We start from the raw sequence: 16,630 nt of genomic DNA on the forward strand, positions 1-16,630 counted from the left end.
TTCTGATGGCCGCGACGATTCACGAACTGCACGATTCTCGCAACCTGTCCATCGGGCGTGACAGCGCCTCCGCCCCGTGGAGGTTCCTCGTCACGGGAGCCGCCGACGAGGAGGAAGCATGGGCGCTGGCCAACGCCGCCGCCCCGGCGACTTATTCACCGGCGGGCACCGGCACGCTGTTGAAGGACAAGATCGACACCGACAACCAAGGCGCCGGGAATTACTACGTCACCGTGAATTATTCCAGCGGCAAGGCCGACGACAACGCCTCGGCCGGCTCCTCCCCGACCCAGACGACCAACCCGGACGGGACGTCCGTCGAGGGAGAGGGCAACGTGGCTCCGGGGACGGACCCGAATCAAGAACTGACGATGGGGTTCGGCCGTGATATGTCGTTCAGCACGGGCGGTGGGACGCAGCACATCACGCAGGCTTTTTCGACCGAGTATTCGGTGACGGCCGACCAAAAGAGACTTGACCAGGCGGCCGACGACGCCCAGGCGACCTTTGACGCCGCCAACGCCGCCTGGGCGGCCGCCGTGTTTGCGGCCGCCGCCGATCCGGAAAACTCCGAACTCGCCGAGGCGGTGACGGTTGCCCTCGCGGCCAAGGACGCGGCCGAGACCGCCTATGAGTCGGCGGAAGGAGCGGCGTTGGCGGAGGCCAACAAAGTGCCGGACTACGGCAACGCAATCAACGTCGGACCGAACGGCGTCGAGGGGGTGGAGATCCATGCCCCGGACCCGAAGTTCCAGGTCTCTTTCAAGGTTCCGTCGCTGACGGTCGGCCGTTTCACCAAACTCTGTTTCCATTCATGCAAGATGAACGCCGTTGCGTGGCAGGGGTTCTTTCCGCGTGAGATCCTGTTTCTGGGAACCGACGGCAGCTACACGGACGCCGACAAAAAATGGTCGCTCACCTACCAGTTTGCCTACTCGCCGACTTTGAAAAACCTGCCCATCAACGACCAGATCACCGTGCCGCTCAAACGCGGCTGGGATTACCTGTGGGTTCTCTACGAACACAAAGATGACAAGGTTGCCGACTCACTGGTGATGCGGCCGAAGTGCGTCTATGTGATGCGCGTCTATTCAGAGTTTGATTTTCTTGAAACCTTGGGGTTCTGATCATGAGTGACAAACACGTTCTCGAAGAGCTGGCTGGCGGCCAGGTTCTTGTGTTGGGGCCGGATGGAAGGTACGCCCCGGTTATCGGCATGACGATGCGAGAGGCACTGGACGCGATCCGCCTCGGACAGAAAATAACCGTGGATGTCGCCGGCGGGAAGACCGCGACGCCCGCTCTCCCGGCCATTCCGGCCGGTGACGGCTTGCCTCACTCGGCTCGGTCAGGGCCGGACAGGGATGCCGTGACCTTTAGGGAAGTGGTCGGAGAAGACGGTGTTGTTCGCAAATATGTCGGTGGATTCAATCCCGAAACCGTCTTGAGGGCAATCGGAATCGAGCTGCAAAAGGGCGAGTGAAAGTTGAGTGGCCCGGCATCATGCCGGGCCACTTGTGTTTTAGCCGATCTTCAACGCCACCTCGACGGCCTTCTCGACGCCCAGCTCGGCATAGCGCTGGGTCATGTCAGCCCCGGCATGCCCAAGAACGCTTTGGGCGTGATCGAGGCCGAACACTTTCCGAATCTCCGTCGCGGCCGAATGTCTCAACTGGTGAAGCGTCCACCAGTTTTCCCGCCTCCATTCCGGCCCGGCCGTTTCCGGCATCGGGAAAGCCATCTCGCACGCCCGCGTCACGCACCGGCCAACGGCATGGGTTGTGTACCTGACGCCCTTCGCCCGGACCGGTTTGGCTTTCTTCTTGCGCATCCCACGCGAGGGGTTGAACACGTACTCATCCGGTTGCAGATCCGCGAGCAAGGGCAGCAAGACGGCCTGAGCCTTTGGCCCGATGGCGATGACCCGGCTTTTCCCCTTGTGGGCGTTCTTGTGGGTTTCCGGCGTGAACAGCCAGACAGGCCCGGAGCGGTCGAGATCGCACGGCCGCAACTGGCAGATCTCGCCGCACCTGGCGCCGGTGAGCGTCAACAGCCGGACAATGTCAGCCACGGCCGGCGGGAGCGTTGGGAGCGTCTTCTCCACCAGTTCGGGACGGACCGGCCGGACGACCCGTCCTTCCTTCGCCTCGGTGCGTCCCCTCTTCAATGCCGCCACGGCTTGAAGCCCATGCAACACGCTCGGCGGGACAAGTTCGTTTTCGACTCCCCACTTGAAGACGTGGCGAACACGACGGATGAGATTGTTGATGTTCTCGCGGGACAGATCCCGGCGAACCAATTCGACCCGGACGGCCTTTAGTTTCAACGGTGAAAACTCGGCGACGGGGAGCGAAGCATACAACTCGCGAACCGGCCGGAGCGCGGATCGGAAGCAATGGAGTTCGTTTCCCGGCTGGCCGCTGGTCTGACGGTAGTGAATTTCGGCGTGTTTCCAGAATCTCGCCATAAGCATGGAAACGGTGATGATTTGCGGCGAAACGGATCTGACAGGTTCTGACCGGATTTTTCCACCGGCGAGCCACTCCGCAAGCTCGCGTTGATAGTTGGCCCAAACTTCTTCGGGGGGAGTTTTTTTGCCGGGCGGCCAATGGCCGAGATAAACGTCTTTGCCGGATAAAGTGACCACGCCGCGTTGGGAATGTTTGTGACGGCGCAACTTGGGAAGGGATCGAGACATGCGGTGCGATTCCGAAAAACGGTCAAGTGACCGTTTTTGACCGGATTGCGGGCCGCACTGTCTCACGCAAGACAGGTAACGTAAACACCGTTCGGCAATGGACTTACGGAATTGGTCGCTACAGGATTCGAACCTGTGACCCCTAGCGTGTCATGCTAGTACTCTAACCAACTGAGCTAAGCGACCGTCACCCTAAATTATGGGGCGTGGGCGGGGATGTCAAGATTGACAGCGATTGCCTCTTTGGGTTCAGGGCAAAAACTCCCGCATGGTGGTCACGCGATGCTCGGCCGCGGAGCGGAACACGGCTTCGCACAGGGCGAGCGTTTCCAAGTTGTCTCTTGCGGAAATTTCGGGCGGGGTGTTGTCTTCCAGCGCCACCAACAGTTGGGCCATTGTTCCGACGAAGGCGTCCGGGAACCAGACTTCCGGCCAGCGGGGTTTGTGCCATTCGTTGGCGGACGAGAGGGTGTAATCGAGGGTGCTGGGGACGCGGGCGGGGTAGCCGGGCCAGCCGATGGTGCCTTTGGCCATTCCTTTTGTCCCCTCCACGCGCCAGCGGATGCCGATGTCTGAAGCGGCGCCTTCGCGGGCGGGGCCGGTCCAGACGTCGTCCCAACCGGTGGCCCGTGCCCCCGAATCGTATTCGAGGATGTAAAGGTTGATGCCGTCCGTGTGGGGGAACTTGGTTCGCGGGTCGGGTCGCGTGCTGGCCAGCACGCGGTCGGGGGTGCCGAGCCAGTAGCGGAAAGTATCCAAGTGGTGAATGCTCATCACGAACGTGGACAGTGAATGCAGATGTTCGCTCCACGGCATCCAATGGGGAATTGCCCGCATGTCGATGCTCGCCAGCACGATGTCCCCGAGGTCGCCCGAATTGAGCAGGCCCTTCATTGCCCGCACCGACTGATCGAACCGCATGTTTTGGTTCACGCTCAGCACAACTCCCGCTGATTCGCATGCTTCCACGCAGGCTGTTGCTTCGGCGACGGTCATCGCCAGCGGTTTTTGGGCGAGGATGCCGCGAAGGTGTTTTTGCCTGGCTGCCTTCAGGATCAGAGCCGGTTGCACATCCGGCGGGACGGCGATGTCCAGCACCTCAATCGACGGGTCTTCGATCAGTTCATCAATGGTGGCATGGACGGTCGGGATGCCGTGCCGCCCGGCAACGGCGCGGGCGTTGGCCGGATCGCGCGAGGCGATGGCCACGGGGTTGAACCCGGCCTCACGATACGCCACCAAATGGCAGTCCCGCATGATGAAGCCCGCCCCGAGGCAGCCGATTCGCCAATCGCGGCGACGAGGCAAGACGGGAAGGTGATTCGGCGAGAATTGGGAGAGATCCGTCATCACTTCTTTCCAAGTGTCAAATCCACGACCCAACAACCCCGGACATGCTCGCCCGGTTGTCGGCCGTGGTTCAAAATGTCTACGTCGTCGCAACCGGCGGCGAGATTGCGAACATCCGGCGTGAGCCAAGAAGAGTTAAGAGTGAGCATGCGAATTTGCAGATCGTTGAACAAGCGTCGTTGAATTGCAATCGCCTCATGTTCCATCTTTGCCTCACCAAACATCAGTGCCTCGGCTGAACTTGCCAACGCCAACATAATCAGGCGGGTATTGCCCTGAATGTCATGAGTAAGAGACAGCGGGAACTCGCAAAAGACTTTCACTTACTCGCAAGTGTTCCCGACACATTTTCGAGCGTTCGTCAACAAAACGTGTCGGCATCAGGCCACATTGCGACAGTCGAGTCATTTTTAGTCATTTGGGGTCATGGGTTTTCGGAATTGCCGCAAAATGCGCGATGATCGGTCTCATGATGACCGGTCGTCAGCGAGGCAGAATCACTCTTTTTACGACCCAAGAACAGGTTCCGACGGGCGACGGGAACAGGTCATTATCCAAAAAATGACATCCCTGTGCGTCATCGTCCGGCCCTCATACAACAATGTCGCTTTCCCTTGCGATCACTCGTTGCCTTCCTCCCCACGGGAACGCCGGTCTGATGACTCCGTTCAATTCGTAGTCCGGCGTCCGGTTGCCAGGATGTGACCATGGCCGATTCCTTTTTTGACCATCCGATTCTGAACTCCCCCTACGCACCGCCCCGGCGGCACTGGGAACTGGATTCCCAAGGGCAGCCCACTCAGCAGATACTTGAGGCCCGACGGCGGGCCGAGTTCATCACGCCGATTCCCAAGCCGCGAAAACGGCGGGCAGGTACGAAGCAACAAGAGCTTGTTTTTGACGAGGGCGAAGGACTTTCAACGCGGGAACAACAGTACGATGTGACTGCGCGCATCAACGAGGTTCGCCGACAAGTCGAACAATGGCGGGCCATTCCCGATTCGGCACACTGGCAGGTCACGCCGGAAACCGCCCGGTTATTGAAGCACTGGCGGCTTCATCAATTCAGCAGTCTGCGGCCGTTCTTCTGTCAGGTGGAGGCCGTCGAGACGACCATCTGGCTGACCGAAGTGGCGCAACAGAGCAAGACCGGGAAGGAAACCCTCAAGTTCCTGGCTGATGCCAACGCGGAAGCCAACCCCGACCTGATGCGACTGGCCCTGAAATTGGCGACGGGGGCGGGCAAGACGACCGTGATGGCCATGCTCATCGCCTGGCAGACGGTGAACGCGGTTCGGCGGGAAAGCAAACATTTCACCCGTGGGTTTCTGGTCGTCACGCCGGGACTCACCATCAAAGACCGATTGCGGGTTCTGCAGCCCAATGATCCCGACAGTTATTACGCCAGTCGGGAATTGGTCCCCGGCGACATGCTGAACGACCTGCACAAAGCCAAGATCATCATCACCAATTTCCACGCATTCCAACGTCGGGAACGCCTCGACGTGGCTTCCGGCACGCGGTCGCTGTTGCGGGGACGGGGCGAGGAACTGGACACCAAGGAATCCGAAGGGCAGATGATCCAACGGGTGATGCCTGATTTGATGGGACTGAAAAACATCCTTGTTCTGAACGATGAGGCGCACCATTGTTACCGCGAGAAGCCGCCGTCCCCGGATGAGGAAGCATTGAAAGGGGACGACAAGAAGGAAGCCGACCAGAACAACGCCGCCGCCCGGCTTTGGATATCCGGGTTGGAAGCCGTCAACCGCAAGCTCGGCGTCGCCCGCGTGTTTGATCTCTCGGCGACGCCGTTCTTCCTGCGCGGGTCCGGCTATGCCGAGGGAACGCTGTTCCCGTGGACGATGAGCGACTTTTCCCTGATGGACGCCATTGAATGCGGGATCGTCAAACTCCCCCGCGTGCCGGTTGCGGAGAACATCCCCGGCAACGAGATGCCGATGTTCCGCAACCTGTGGGAACATATCAGCAAGGACATGCCCAAGAAGGGACGCGGCAAGAACGACGACCTTGACCCGTTAAAACTCCCCACCCGCTTGCAAACGGCCCTGCAAGCCCTGTACGGCCATTACGAGAAGACGTTCCGCATGTGGCAGGATGCGAGCATCCGCGTGCCCCCGTGCTTCATTATCGTCTGCCAGAATACCGCCATCTCGGAACTGGTCTACAAGTTCATCTCCGGGTTCCACCGCAAGAACTCCGACGGCACGACCACCTTGGAAAACGGCCGCCTCGGCTTGTTCCGCAATTTCGACGAGACGACCGGCAACCCGCTTCCCCGGCCCAACACGCTGCTGATTGACAGCGAACAACTGGAGGCCGGGGACGCCCTCGACCCGAATTTCCGCACGATGGCCGCCGATGAGATTGAGCGGTTCCGGCGGGAGATCGTCGAGCGAACCGGGGATGCGCGGGCCGGGGACTCGGTCACCGATCAGGAATTGCTCCGCGAGGTGATGAACACCGTCGGCAAGGCGGGGCAACTTGGCGGGGACATTCGTTGTGTGGTGTCGGTCTCGATGCTCACCGAAGGGTGGGACGCCAACACCGTGACACATGTTCTCGGTGTCCGTGCGTTCGGCACGCAATTGCTGTGCGAACAGGTCATCGGGCGGGCCTTGCGTCGGCAATCCTACGAATTAAACGAGGAAGGTTTGTTCAACGTGGAATATGCCGATGTCTTCGGCATCCCGTTTGACTTCACCGCCAAGCCGGTCATTGCCCCGCCGCAACCGCCCCGTGAAACGATCCAGGTGAAGGCCGTTCGACCCGAGCGTGATGCGTTGGAGATCCGGTTTCCACGGGTGGAAGGCTACCGGGTGGAATTGCCCGACGAGGAACTGGAAGCCGACTTCAACGACGATTCGGTCTTGATTCTAACACCGGATTTGGTCGGCCCTTCCAAGACGCAAACCTCGGGGATCATTGGCGAAACGGCCGACATGACCCTTCAACACTTGGGGGACATGCGACCGTCAACATTGCTTTTTCACATCACCAAGAGATTGCTGGAAACCAAGTTTCGCGACCCCGGCGAAGAACCAAAACTCCATTTGTTCGGCCAGTTGAAGCGTGTCACCAAGCAATGGCTGGATACTTGTCTGACCTGCAAGGGCGAAACCTATCCCGCGCTCTTGATGTACCAATCGCTGGCCGATCTGGCGTGCGAGCGAATCACGGCGGGCATCACCCGGAAGTTCTCCGACACCCGGCCCATCAAGGCCTTGGTGGACCCGTACAATCCGACCGGGTCCACGCAACATGTGCGGTTCAACACGTCCAAGAAAGACCGCTGGCAGACCGACGCCCGGCGTTGTCACATCAATTGGGTGATTCTCGACAGCGATTGGGAGGGCGAGTTTTGCCGCGTGGCCGAGACGCACCCCAAGGTGAAAGCCTATGTGAAGAACCACAACCTCGGCTTGGAAGTGCCGTACCGTTACGGTTCCGAAACTCGCAAATATCTGCCGGACTTCATTGTCTTGGTGGACGATGGCCGGCCCGATCCGCTCCGCCTGATTGTCGAGATCAAGGGCTATCGGCGGGAGGATGCCAAGGAAAAGAAATCCACGATGGACACCTATTGGATTCCCGGTGTCAACAACCTTCACAGTCACGGCCGATGGGCTTTTGCCGAGTTCACGGATGTGTACCAAATTGAATCGGACTTCCAGACGAAGATCGAAGGCGAGTTCAACAAGATGATTGAGCGATTCGGATAGCCGTTCTGACACCAGCGACGTGGGGAACCATTCCTCCCGCGTCGCTGGCGTGCTGGCGTAATGTCCGCTTTCTCCGTCTCCCACCGAGTTCCGACCATGGCCAAACGACCCGCCGCCGACAAAAAAACCGTCGAAACCATCACCCATGAGGGAGACAAGCGAAGGAACATTCCCACGGCCGAGTTTCAATCGGTCGCCAACGAAGACAAGACGCCCGTCCGCATTGCCTACGAACGCCGGAACCGCGATCTCGATCCGCAATTGGTCTGGCGGGGCAAGGATGAACAGAACTGGAGTGATTTGGTCGTCCACGCGCCGCCGCTCTACATTCAAGAAAAGGTGCATCCCAAGGCGTTGATCGACGATTTGCTGAGACAATCGGAGGCGAAGCCCAAGCCCGGCGCACCGGTGCAGCTCGACCTGTTCGCAGACTTCAACGGCATCCCGGAGGGAGCGGACAAGACCGACTTTTACCAGCACGACCAGCACTGGTCGAACCGGATGATCCTCGGCGATTCGTTGCAGGTGATGGCCAGCCTGGCCGAGCGAGAAGGCTTGCGGGGCAAGGTGCAGTGCATCTATTTCGACCCGCCATATGGCATCAAGTTCAACAGCAACTTCCAATGGTCCACCACCAGCCGCGACGTGAAGGACGGCAACCGCGACCACATCACCCGCGAACCCGAACAGGTGAAAGCCTTCCGCGACACTTGGCGAGACGGCATCCATAGTTATCTCACTTACATGCGAGATAGGCTCACTGTGGGAAGAGATTTACTCCAAGAATCAGGCTCGCTCTTTATGCAGATAGGTGATGAAAATGTTCATCGCGCCCGTGCTGTAATGGACGAGGTTTTCGGCGAGACAAATTTTGTTTCACAGATTCCAGTACGTAAAACTACCAGCGAAGGCAATTCTCTATTGGGTTCGACATGCGATTTTTTACTCTGGTATGCTAAGAATATAAGATCTGCCAAATCAAAGTCTTTGTTTTCTGCCAGAAGCGAAGATTCTGAAGGCAGGTACACAAGCAAATATTTAGATGAAACACTTTACCGTTTAGACAATATCACAAGTTCCCGACCTGCTGGGGAAGGAGATGTGAAATCATTTCGATGGTTCGGTGTAAATTCTGACCCTGGAAAAGGAACCTTTAAGACTACCGAATCTGGTCTCACACGATTAGGAAAAGCTGATCGACTTATATTAACAAAGAATAAAAAACTAAATTATCGAAGATCACAAAATGATTTTGGCTACGGTATTATCGGCAATTTGTGGACTGACATTAGTGGCGCCGTTCAGAGCCGTAGCGATCCAAAAGTTTATGTGGTGCAAACATCAACGAGCATCATCGAACGTTGCTTGTTGCTCGCTAGCGAACCCGGAGACCTTGTCCTCGATCCTACCTGCGGGGCTGGCACAACGGCAACGGTTGCCGAACAGTGGGGACGTCGCTGGATCACGATTGATACATCTAGGGTTGCTCTTGCGTTGGCCCGTGCCCGTTTGATGGGGACGCGATATCCGTATTACTTACTCGCAGATTCGCGAGACGGTCAAAAAAAAGAGAGTCAAATCACACATTGCTTACCATCTATGAAGCCGGTATATGGGAATATACGTCCGGGGTTCGTCTATGAGCGAGTCCCACACATCACGCTGGGGTCCATTGCCAACAACTCAGAGATCGACGTGATTTGGGAGACTTGGCAAGCCAAATTGGAACCTCTCCGCGAGCAACTCAACAAGGCGTTGAAAGCCACTTGGCAGGAATGGGAGATTCCCCGCGAAGCCGAGGCCAAATGGGCCGATTGGATCAAGGCGATTCATGCCGAGTGGTGGAAGGGCCGCATCGCCCGGCAACGGGAGATTGACGCGAGCATCGCCGCCAAGGCCGAGTTTGAGTTCCTGTACGACAAGCCTTATGAGGACAAAAAGAAGGTTCGCGTCGCCGGGCCGTTCACCGTGGAAAGCCTGTCCCCCCACCGCACCCTCGGCGTGGACGAGAACGACAACTTGATCGACCCGTTGAAAAAGGCCAAGACCGAGACTCGAAGTTTCGCCGACATGATCTTGGAGAATCTCAAAGTCTCTGGCGTCCAGCAAGCCCACAAAGAAAACCGCATCACGTTCACTTCGCTGGCCCATTGGCCGGGAATGCTAGTCTGTGCCGATGGGCGATACTTGGAGGGGCAAACCGAAAAACGGGCGGCCGTCTTCATTGGCCCGGAGTTCGGCACGGTGCAGCGTCAGGATTTGGTGGTCGCCGCCCGCGAGGCCGGGGACGCCGGGTTCGACGTGCTGATCGCCTGCGCCTTTAACTATGAGGCCCACACGACCGAGTTCAACAAACTTGGCAAACTGCCGGTCCTCAAGGCCCGAATGAACGCCGACCTGCACATGGCCGACGAATTGAAGAACACCGGCAAGGGCAACCTGTTCGTGATCTTCGGCGAACCGGACATCACGGTCCTGCACGAAAAGGACGGCCAACTTCGCGTGAAGGTCAACGGCGTGGACGTCTTCCACCCCAACACCGGCGAAGTCCGCAGCGACGGCCCGGACGGCATCGCCTGCTGGTTCATCGACACTGATTACGACGACGAAAGTTTCTTCGTCCGCCAAGCCTACTTCCTCGGCGCCAATGACCCGTACAAGTCCCTGAAAACCACCCTCAAAGCCGAGATCAATGAGGAAGCCTGGTCCACCCTGAACAGCGACACCAGCCGCCCCTTTGAACGCCCGGTCCGGGGCAAAATTGCCGTGAAGGTCATCAACCATTTGGGGGATGAGGTGATGAAGGTGTTCAAGGTATGACTGGGAACGAGAAATGAAGATCCCTTCCGAACTGACTGCGGAAAAGGCACTGATTTTCAGGATCATTCACATCGACAATGTGGAATGGATGCTGAAAAATGGCTTGCGCTGCAAAAATTCGGGAGTGTCCGATCCAAATTTCGTCGAAATTGGCAATAAGGATCTGATTGACAAAAGGATCCATCGGGCGGTGAAGATTCCACCTGGGGGTTTCTTGAGCGACTACATTCCCTTCTACTTCACTCCATTCACCCCCATGATGCTCAACATCAAGACCGGCCATCAGGGGGTGACGAAACGACCCATGAGTGAACTCGTCATCATGGTGAGCTCGTTGCGTCAAGTCGCCGCGATTGGGCATTCGTTCTGCTTCACGGATCGCCATGCCTACCTCGAAGCCGCGTTTTACTCTTCTGACCTGATGGATCTGCATGTGGTTGACTGGGAAAAGATTCAGAGGCGAGATTTTCGTCGCGATGTGAACGACCCGGAGAGGTTTGAACGGTATCAGGCCGAAGCGCTCATTCATGGGGCACTGTCATTGAACGCCCTGCTGGGTTTGGTATGCTACGGTGAAGAGCAACAGCAAAAAATTATGGGTCTTGTCAAATCGCAAGTCCTTGAAATCAAAGTTCTTAATCTCCCAAGTTGGTTTGTCTAATGATCCGACACGCCGAAGGAAACCTGCTCGATTCCGATGCCGAAGCCCTCGTCAACACCGTGAATGAAATCGGGGTGATGGGCAAGGGAATCGCCCTGGCGTTTCGGGATGCGTTTCCCGACAACACCAGCGAGTATGCCGCCGCCTGTCACCGCCATGACGTGCATGTCGGTCAAATGTTTGTCACGCGGACGAACGCATTAATGGGTCCGAAATGGATCATCAATTTCCCCACCAAGAAGCACTGGCGTCATCCGTCACGGCTTGAATGGATTCGAGAGGGGCTGGCCGATCTCGCCCGGGTGATTGAGGAAAACGGCATCAAATCGATTGCCCTTCCTCCGCTGGGTTGCGGCAACGGAGGTCTGAACTGGCCGGACGTGAGCCGGGAGATTACCGCCGCCTTGGACAATCTTCTGGGCGTGGACGTGATCGTGTATCCCCCGGCCGAAGCCTATCGCACCGCGACGAAGACTGTCGGCGTTGACCGACTGACCCCCGCTCGCGCGTTAATCGCGGAGATGGTTCGGCAATACTCGGTGCTGGGGATTGAATGTTCCATGCTGGAAATTCAAAAACTGGCTTGGTTTCTTCAGCGAACCATCCGTCGCCTTGCGCTCCCCGACCCTCTCAAGCTCCGGTTCGTCCCTCATTTTTACGGCCCCTATGCGGACCGGCTTCGTCACTTGCTCGATGGTTTGGACGGGAGTTATTTGCACTGCGAGAAGCGACTGGCCGACGCCGGGCCGTTGGAGCCCATTTACTTCGCCGATCAACGTCGATCCGAGGTGGAGATTTACCTTGCGGGCGAAGAGGCAAAGACTTTTCAACCCGCCTTGGATGCCACTGTTCAGTTGATCGATGGTTTTCAGTCTCCCCTTGGAATGGAACTGATGGCCACCGTCGATTGGCTGATTTCCGACGGGGGTTGTCCAGCCACCGTGCAAGGCATTCGGGAGGGGCTTGCTCGCTGGCCCAAAGGCAAGAAGGCGGCAGAACGCAAAAGGCGACTGTTCGATGACCGGTTGATCGGCCTGGCCCTTGGCAGATTGACGGGCGTGGCACAACCCTAATCCCTGACTGCGGATGCACGCCCGATGCAAACCCTGATTGCCGACACCTTTGCCGACAGTCTGGCCCGGCTGACCGGGGACGAGCAGAAAGCCGTCAAAACGACGGCCTTCGATCTGCAACTCAATCCGGCGAACCCCGGCATGAAGTTTCATCGGCTCGACAAGGCGAAGGACAAGAATTTCTGGTCCGTCCGGGTGAACAGCGACATCCGAATCATCGTCCACAAAACGGCCGGGAGTTTGTTGCTGTGCTACGTCGATCACCACGACAAGGCATACGATTGGGCCGGTCGTCGCAAATTGGAGACGCACCCGAAGACCGGCGCCGCCCAGATGGTGGAAGTCCGCGAAACGGTTCAAGAGATCGTCGTTCCGAAATATGTCGAGACGACGAAAGCCAAGCCAACGGCCGTCAAGAAATCTTTGTTTGCCAAGATCACCGATGATGTCCTGCTTGGCTACGGCGTTCCCCCGGACTGGCTCGCCGATGTGAAGGCTGCCAACGAGGACACACTGTTTGCCTTGGCCGAACATCTCCCCGCCGAGGCGGCCGAGGCACTGCTGGAACTGGCGACGGGCGGGAAGCCTCGCGTCGCCCCCGCGACGGACGCCAATCCGTTCGAGCATCCCGACGCCCGACGTCGCTTCCGGGTGATGGGTTCCGTCGAGGAATTGGAGCGGGCGCTGGAATACCCTTGGGACAAGTGGACCGTCTTCCTTCATCCCGAACAACGGCAATGGATCGAGAAGGATTATGCCGGTCCCGCCCGCGTCTCCGGTTCGGCGGGCACGGGCAAGACGATTGTCGCCCTGCACCGGGCGGTTTATCTTGCCCGGCAACACCCCGACGCCCGAGTGCTGCTGACCACGTTTTCTGATGCCCTCGCCAATGCCCTGCAAACCCGGTTGCGGCGGTTGCTTGGCAATGAGCCGCGCATCGCCGAGCGGTTGGAAGTCGCCTCCGTCCCGGCCATCGGTCGCCGGTTGCACGAAGCCCTGATCGGCCCGGTGAAGATTGCCGACCGGGAGACGATTCGCAAATCGCTGGCCGAGGCCGCCCTCGCGGTCACCGGGCACACCTTTTCCCTGCGGTTCCTGCTCAATGAATGGGATCAAATCGTTGATGCGTGGCAACTGTCCGATTGGGAGTCTTACCGCGACGTCGCCCGCCTCGGCCGGAAAACCCGCCTCTCGGAAGCCCAACGCGCCATCCTCTGGAAGATTTTCCAACTGGCGCAAGTGGAACTGTCCCGGTTGAAACGATCCACCGAGGCCGCGATGTTCACCCATCTGGCCGAGGCCATTACCAAGGGAAAGGCCCTCCCGTTCGCTTATGTGGTCTTGGATGAGGCGCAGGACGTCAGCATTCCCCAGATGCGTTTTTTCGCGGCGATGGCCGGAGACCGGCCGAATGGGTTGTTCTTCGCCGGGGACATCGGCCAGCAGATTTTCCAACAGCCGTTCTCATGGAAGAATCTTGGCGTGGACATTCGCGGCCGCTCCCGCACCTTGCGGGTGAACTACCGCACCTCCCACCAAATCCGCTCCCAAGCCGACAAACTTTTGGAAGCGACGGTCACGGATGCGGACCTGCAACAGGAAGACCGCACCGACACGGTATCCGTCTTCAATGGTCCGCCCCCGGCCGTCCGCAAGTTCGTCAAGGCCACCGAGGAGATCACCGCCGTGGGGGAATGGCTCGCCAGTTTGGCCAAATCCGGCGTCGTCCCCGACGAGTTTGGCGTCTTCGTTCGCTCCCCCGCCCAACTCGACCGCGCCAAGCAGGCGGCAAAAGCCTCTGGAGTCCCGTTCCGAGTGTTGGATGAGTCCGTGAAAATCGAGGCGGGATTCCTGTCAGTCAGCACGATGCACTTGGCGAAGGGCTTGGAATTCCGTGCTGTCGCCGTGATGGCTTGTGACGACGACGTGATCCCCCTGCAAGAACGAATGTCGGCCGTCGGAGACGATGCGGACCTGAAAGAGGTTTACGACACTGAACGCCAACTCCTCTACGTCGCCTGCACCCGCGCCCGCGATCACCTGTTGGTGTCAGGCGCGATCCCGGTGTCTGAATATCTTGATGATCTCACCGCCACAAAACCGTAAGGGATTTGCATCGAGTTGCTGTCCTTGGAGCGCCTGTCACATGATGGGTTGTAACCTGATGTGCCCCCAAGTTGCCATCGTATCCGCCAAAGAACAATTTTGACTGGCGGTGATGTTGTCAGCCTTTGCCAGTCATCATCACGGCCAATCGTTGCCGGTCTTCCGGAGAGAGGTTCGCCATCATCGTCACCATGTCAGCGAGCGAAGGGGCATTTGCCGAAGGTGTAACGGATTTTGCACCGCCCGCATTTTCAGATTGGCTTAAACCATTTCCAATCAAGGCGCTTGCGTTATTCACTTCGGATCCTGTGGCGATCATTCAACATTTCAGAGCAATCCTCCCGCAAACAAACGCGAGCCCCGGCTTCTCTTCCCCAAACAGAAAACATTTTCTCGTTTTCCACCGTTTCATTTGGATCAGGGCCGATGGTTGGATTGCTTTTCCGCTCTTCGATTCTGCTCCGGGGATGAATTGTCGCATCCAAACGTGGCGGAGTGAACATGCTTTCCCCGGCCTTCCTCCCTAAAACACAAGTTTCGTTTCTGTCTCACGGGATGGTTCCATGTCCGAGCGACCGCGTTGGTTTCAGACGACCGCCATTGATTATCCGAACAGTCGGCCGCACATCGGCACGGCCTTCGAGAAACTCGGGGCCGACGTTCAGGCCCGCTATCGCCGCATGGAGGGTTACGACGTCTGGTTCCTGATGGGCAACGACGAAAACACCCTGAAGGTCGCCGACCGCGCGAAGGAACTCGGCTTGGACCCGCAAGCCTATTGCGACGACATGGCCAGACAGTTCCGCGAAGTGTGGGACGCGCTGGACATCAGTTACGACGTGTTCATTCAGACCAGCCACGAACGCCACAAAGCTTGTTGCCGAAAGTTCATTCAAAAGGTGTACGACAACGGCCATATCTACAAGGGAGCGTTCGAGGGTTGGTATTGCGCCGGGTGCGAAGAGTTTAAAAGCGACAAAGTGCATGAGGCAAACGCCGGAAACTGCCCGATTCACAAACGACCGCTGATCCGTCGATCCGAACCGTGTTATTACTTCAAACTCTCCGCATTCAAAGATCGGTTGCTGGAATTTCTGAAGAACACCCCGGATTTTGTGCAACCAGAGAGTCGACGCAACGAGATGATCGGCTTTATCGAAGCCGAAGGACTGAACGACCTGAACATTTCCCGTTCTGGCGAGAGCTGGGGACTGCGCCTGCCGTTCGATCCGGACTACACCGTGTACGTCTGGTTCGACGCCCTGCTGACTTACATCACCGGCATCGGCTATGGCGATGACGAGGCGACCTTCCGTAAGTTCTGGCCGGCGGACATCCACTTTATCGGCAAGGACATTACGCGGTTCCACTCGCACATCTGGCCCGCCATGTTGTGGGCGGCGGGGGAAGAGGCCCCGAAACAGGTGTTCAGCCACGGGTTCGTGACCGTGGACGGTACGAAGATGGGCAAGTCGATGGGGAATGTCGTTCAGCCCTTAGACATCATCGCCAAGTCGAACGTGGATGCTTACCGTTACTTCTTTCTCCGCGAGTGCGCTTATCCGTCGGACGGCGATTACAGTGGGCAGAGGTATGAGGAGGTTTTCAACAGTGAGCTAGCGAACAATCTTGGTAATTTGCTGAGTCGGTGTATCACCGTGGTCACCAAATCATTCGATTCAGTTTTGCCTGAAACAGCAAACTGGTACCCAAAAGCTGAAATTGCGGCTGTGTTAAATCTCTTGGTTGAAGAATCGACCGACGTGCCTGGGTTGAGGGATCTCGTCGAATCTGTCCGGAAAGATGTGGAAACTTGCCGTTACAACCTGTGTCTTCGCACAATCATCGATGACATTTGCACTCCTGCAAATCGTGTCTTGGATGGAGTTGCACCTTGGAAACTTGTGAAAACCGGAAATCCAGGAGATAAATTCGTTGCAAAACAGGTTTTATTTCGAGTGATTCAAGTGCTCCGAATGGCAAGTATCTTGCTCAAACCGTTCATTCCGCGAAGTGCCGAAACGATCTACACGAGCTTCAACTTTCCGAAGCCGTGGGCAGAAGTGACCTACGCCGATGCGGCCGAGTTGAAGGCCCAACCGGACGACCTGCGGGTGACAGCCGAACTGATTGAGGGTAAAGTGAAGCCGTTGTTCCCGCGGTTGGCTTGAGGAAATTT

Annotated in this window: 12 protein-coding genes and 1 tRNA gene; 8 read left to right on the forward strand and 5 right to left on the reverse strand. The window is 57.7% G+C overall.

Annotated features, from left to right (window positions below):
* The first annotated feature begins 5 nt into the window (after positions 1-5).
* On the forward strand, positions 6-1,127 hold the full coding sequence (locus BGIM_RS0101840; RefSeq protein ID WP_020468096.1) for a hypothetical protein: 1,122 nt from the start codon (positions 6-8) through the stop codon (positions 1,125-1,127).
* 2 nt (positions 1,128-1,129) lie between these two features.
* Positions 1,130-1,483 carry a hypothetical protein gene (locus BGIM_RS0101845; protein WP_020468097.1) on the forward strand — a complete coding sequence of 118 codons (354 nt, stop codon included), beginning with the start codon at positions 1,130-1,132 and terminating at the stop codon, positions 1,481-1,483.
* Positions 1,484-1,522: 39 nt separating this feature from the next.
* Here BGIM_RS0101845 and BGIM_RS0101850 read toward each other — a convergent pair whose 3' ends face one another.
* From BGIM_RS0101850 to BGIM_RS0101865, 4 genes are all read right to left on the reverse strand, one after another.
* Positions 1,523-2,698, reverse strand: a complete 1,176-nt coding sequence (locus BGIM_RS0101850) for a tyrosine-type recombinase/integrase (protein ID WP_020468098.1) — start codon at positions 2,696-2,698, stop codon at positions 1,523-1,525.
* A gap of 112 nt (positions 2,699-2,810) precedes the next feature.
* Positions 2,811-2,884: transfer RNA gene (locus BGIM_RS0101855), tRNA-Val, on the reverse strand.
* A 63-nt stretch (positions 2,885-2,947) separates the two neighbouring features.
* A complete protein-coding gene (locus tag BGIM_RS0101860; protein WP_020468099.1) occupies positions 2,948-4,048 on the reverse strand; it encodes a Gfo/Idh/MocA family protein in 1,101 nt (366 codons plus the stop codon).
* Positions 4,048-4,272, reverse strand: a complete 225-nt coding sequence (locus BGIM_RS0101865; protein WP_020468100.1) for a hypothetical protein — start codon at positions 4,270-4,272, stop codon at positions 4,048-4,050. Before BGIM_RS0101865 ends, BGIM_RS0101860 begins: the two co-directional genes overlap by 1 nt.
* A gap of 483 nt (positions 4,273-4,755) precedes the next feature.
* On the opposite strand from BGIM_RS0101865, the gene BGIM_RS0101870 reads away from it, so the two are divergent.
* The 5 genes from BGIM_RS0101870 to BGIM_RS0101890 all read left to right on the forward strand — a co-directional run bounded on the left by BGIM_RS0101870 (position 4,756) and on the right by BGIM_RS0101890 (position 14,451).
* Positions 4,756-7,791, forward strand: a complete 3,036-nt coding sequence (locus BGIM_RS0101870) for a BPTD_3080 family restriction endonuclease (RefSeq protein ID WP_020468101.1) — start codon at positions 4,756-4,758, stop codon at positions 7,789-7,791.
* Between the two features lie 96 nt (positions 7,792-7,887).
* Entirely contained in the window at positions 7,888-10,611 is a 2,724-nt protein-coding gene (locus tag BGIM_RS0101875) for a site-specific DNA-methyltransferase (protein ID WP_020468102.1), read from the forward strand.
* A 13-nt stretch (positions 10,612-10,624) separates the two neighbouring features.
* Positions 10,625-11,272, forward strand: coding sequence for a type II toxin-antitoxin system toxin DNA ADP-ribosyl transferase DarT (gene darT / locus BGIM_RS0101880; protein WP_020468103.1), 648 nt, complete (start codon positions 10,625-10,627; stop codon positions 11,270-11,272).
* Positions 11,272-12,345, forward strand: coding sequence for a type II toxin-antitoxin system antitoxin DNA ADP-ribosyl glycohydrolase DarG (gene darG, locus BGIM_RS0101885; protein ID WP_020468104.1), 1,074 nt, complete (start codon positions 11,272-11,274; stop codon positions 12,343-12,345). The genes darT and darG overlap by 1 nt, the downstream gene beginning before the upstream one ends.
* A gap of 24 nt (positions 12,346-12,369) precedes the next feature.
* Positions 12,370-14,451, forward strand: a complete 2,082-nt coding sequence (locus tag BGIM_RS0101890; protein WP_020468105.1) for a UvrD-helicase domain-containing protein — start codon at positions 12,370-12,372, stop codon at positions 14,449-14,451.
* A gap of 118 nt (positions 14,452-14,569) precedes the next feature.
* Here BGIM_RS0101890 and BGIM_RS0101895 read toward each other — a convergent pair whose 3' ends face one another.
* The gene (locus tag BGIM_RS0101895; RefSeq protein WP_020468106.1) at positions 14,570-14,770 is read right to left on the reverse strand and encodes a hypothetical protein; all 201 of its coding nucleotides are present in this window, start codon (positions 14,768-14,770) and stop codon (positions 14,570-14,572) included.
* Between the two features lie 244 nt (positions 14,771-15,014).
* On the opposite strand from BGIM_RS0101895, the gene metG reads away from it, so the two are divergent.
* Positions 15,015-16,622 carry a methionine--tRNA ligase gene (gene metG / locus BGIM_RS0101905; protein ID WP_020468108.1) on the forward strand — a complete coding sequence of 536 codons (1,608 nt, stop codon included), beginning with the start codon at positions 15,015-15,017 and terminating at the stop codon, positions 16,620-16,622.
* The last annotated feature ends 8 nt before the right edge of the window (positions 16,623-16,630 follow it).

Origin of the sequence: Zavarzinella formosa DSM 19928, assembly GCF_000255705.1 — a bacterium.
GTDB classification, from domain to species: domain Bacteria; phylum Planctomycetota; class Planctomycetia; order Gemmatales; family Gemmataceae; genus Zavarzinella; species Zavarzinella formosa.

What these genes read in the sequence shown, in the direction of transcription:
- BGIM_RS0101865 (WP_020468100.1), bottom strand. Translation starts at nt 4,272, where the DNA reads ATGTTTGGTGAGGCAAAGATGGAACATGAGGCGATTGCAATTCAACGA.
- darG (WP_020468104.1), top strand. Translation starts at nt 11,272, where the DNA reads ATGATCCGACACGCCGAAGGAAACCTGCTCGATTCCGATGCCGAAGCC.
- BGIM_RS0101850 (WP_020468098.1), bottom strand. Translation starts at nt 2,698, where the DNA reads ATGTCTCGATCCCTTCCCAAGTTGCGCCGTCACAAACATTCCCAACGC.
- metG (WP_020468108.1), top strand. Translation starts at nt 15,015, where the DNA reads ATGTCCGAGCGACCGCGTTGGTTTCAGACGACCGCCATTGATTATCCG.
- BGIM_RS0101845 (WP_020468097.1), top strand. Translation starts at nt 1,130, where the DNA reads ATGAGTGACAAACACGTTCTCGAAGAGCTGGCTGGCGGCCAGGTTCTT.
- BGIM_RS0101870 (WP_020468101.1), top strand. Translation starts at nt 4,756, where the DNA reads ATGGCCGATTCCTTTTTTGACCATCCGATTCTGAACTCCCCCTACGCA.
- BGIM_RS0101840 (WP_020468096.1), top strand. Translation starts at nt 6, where the DNA reads ATGGCCGCGACGATTCACGAACTGCACGATTCTCGCAACCTGTCCATC.
- BGIM_RS0101895 (WP_020468106.1), bottom strand. Translation starts at nt 14,770, where the DNA reads ATGATCGCCACAGGATCCGAAGTGAATAACGCAAGCGCCTTGATTGGA.
- BGIM_RS0101860 (WP_020468099.1), bottom strand. Translation starts at nt 4,048, where the DNA reads ATGACGGATCTCTCCCAATTCTCGCCGAATCACCTTCCCGTCTTGCCT.
- BGIM_RS0101890 (WP_020468105.1), top strand. Translation starts at nt 12,370, where the DNA reads ATGCAAACCCTGATTGCCGACACCTTTGCCGACAGTCTGGCCCGGCTG.
- darT (WP_020468103.1), top strand. Translation starts at nt 10,625, where the DNA reads ATGAAGATCCCTTCCGAACTGACTGCGGAAAAGGCACTGATTTTCAGG.
- BGIM_RS0101875 (WP_020468102.1), top strand. Translation starts at nt 7,888, where the DNA reads ATGGCCAAACGACCCGCCGCCGACAAAAAAACCGTCGAAACCATCACC.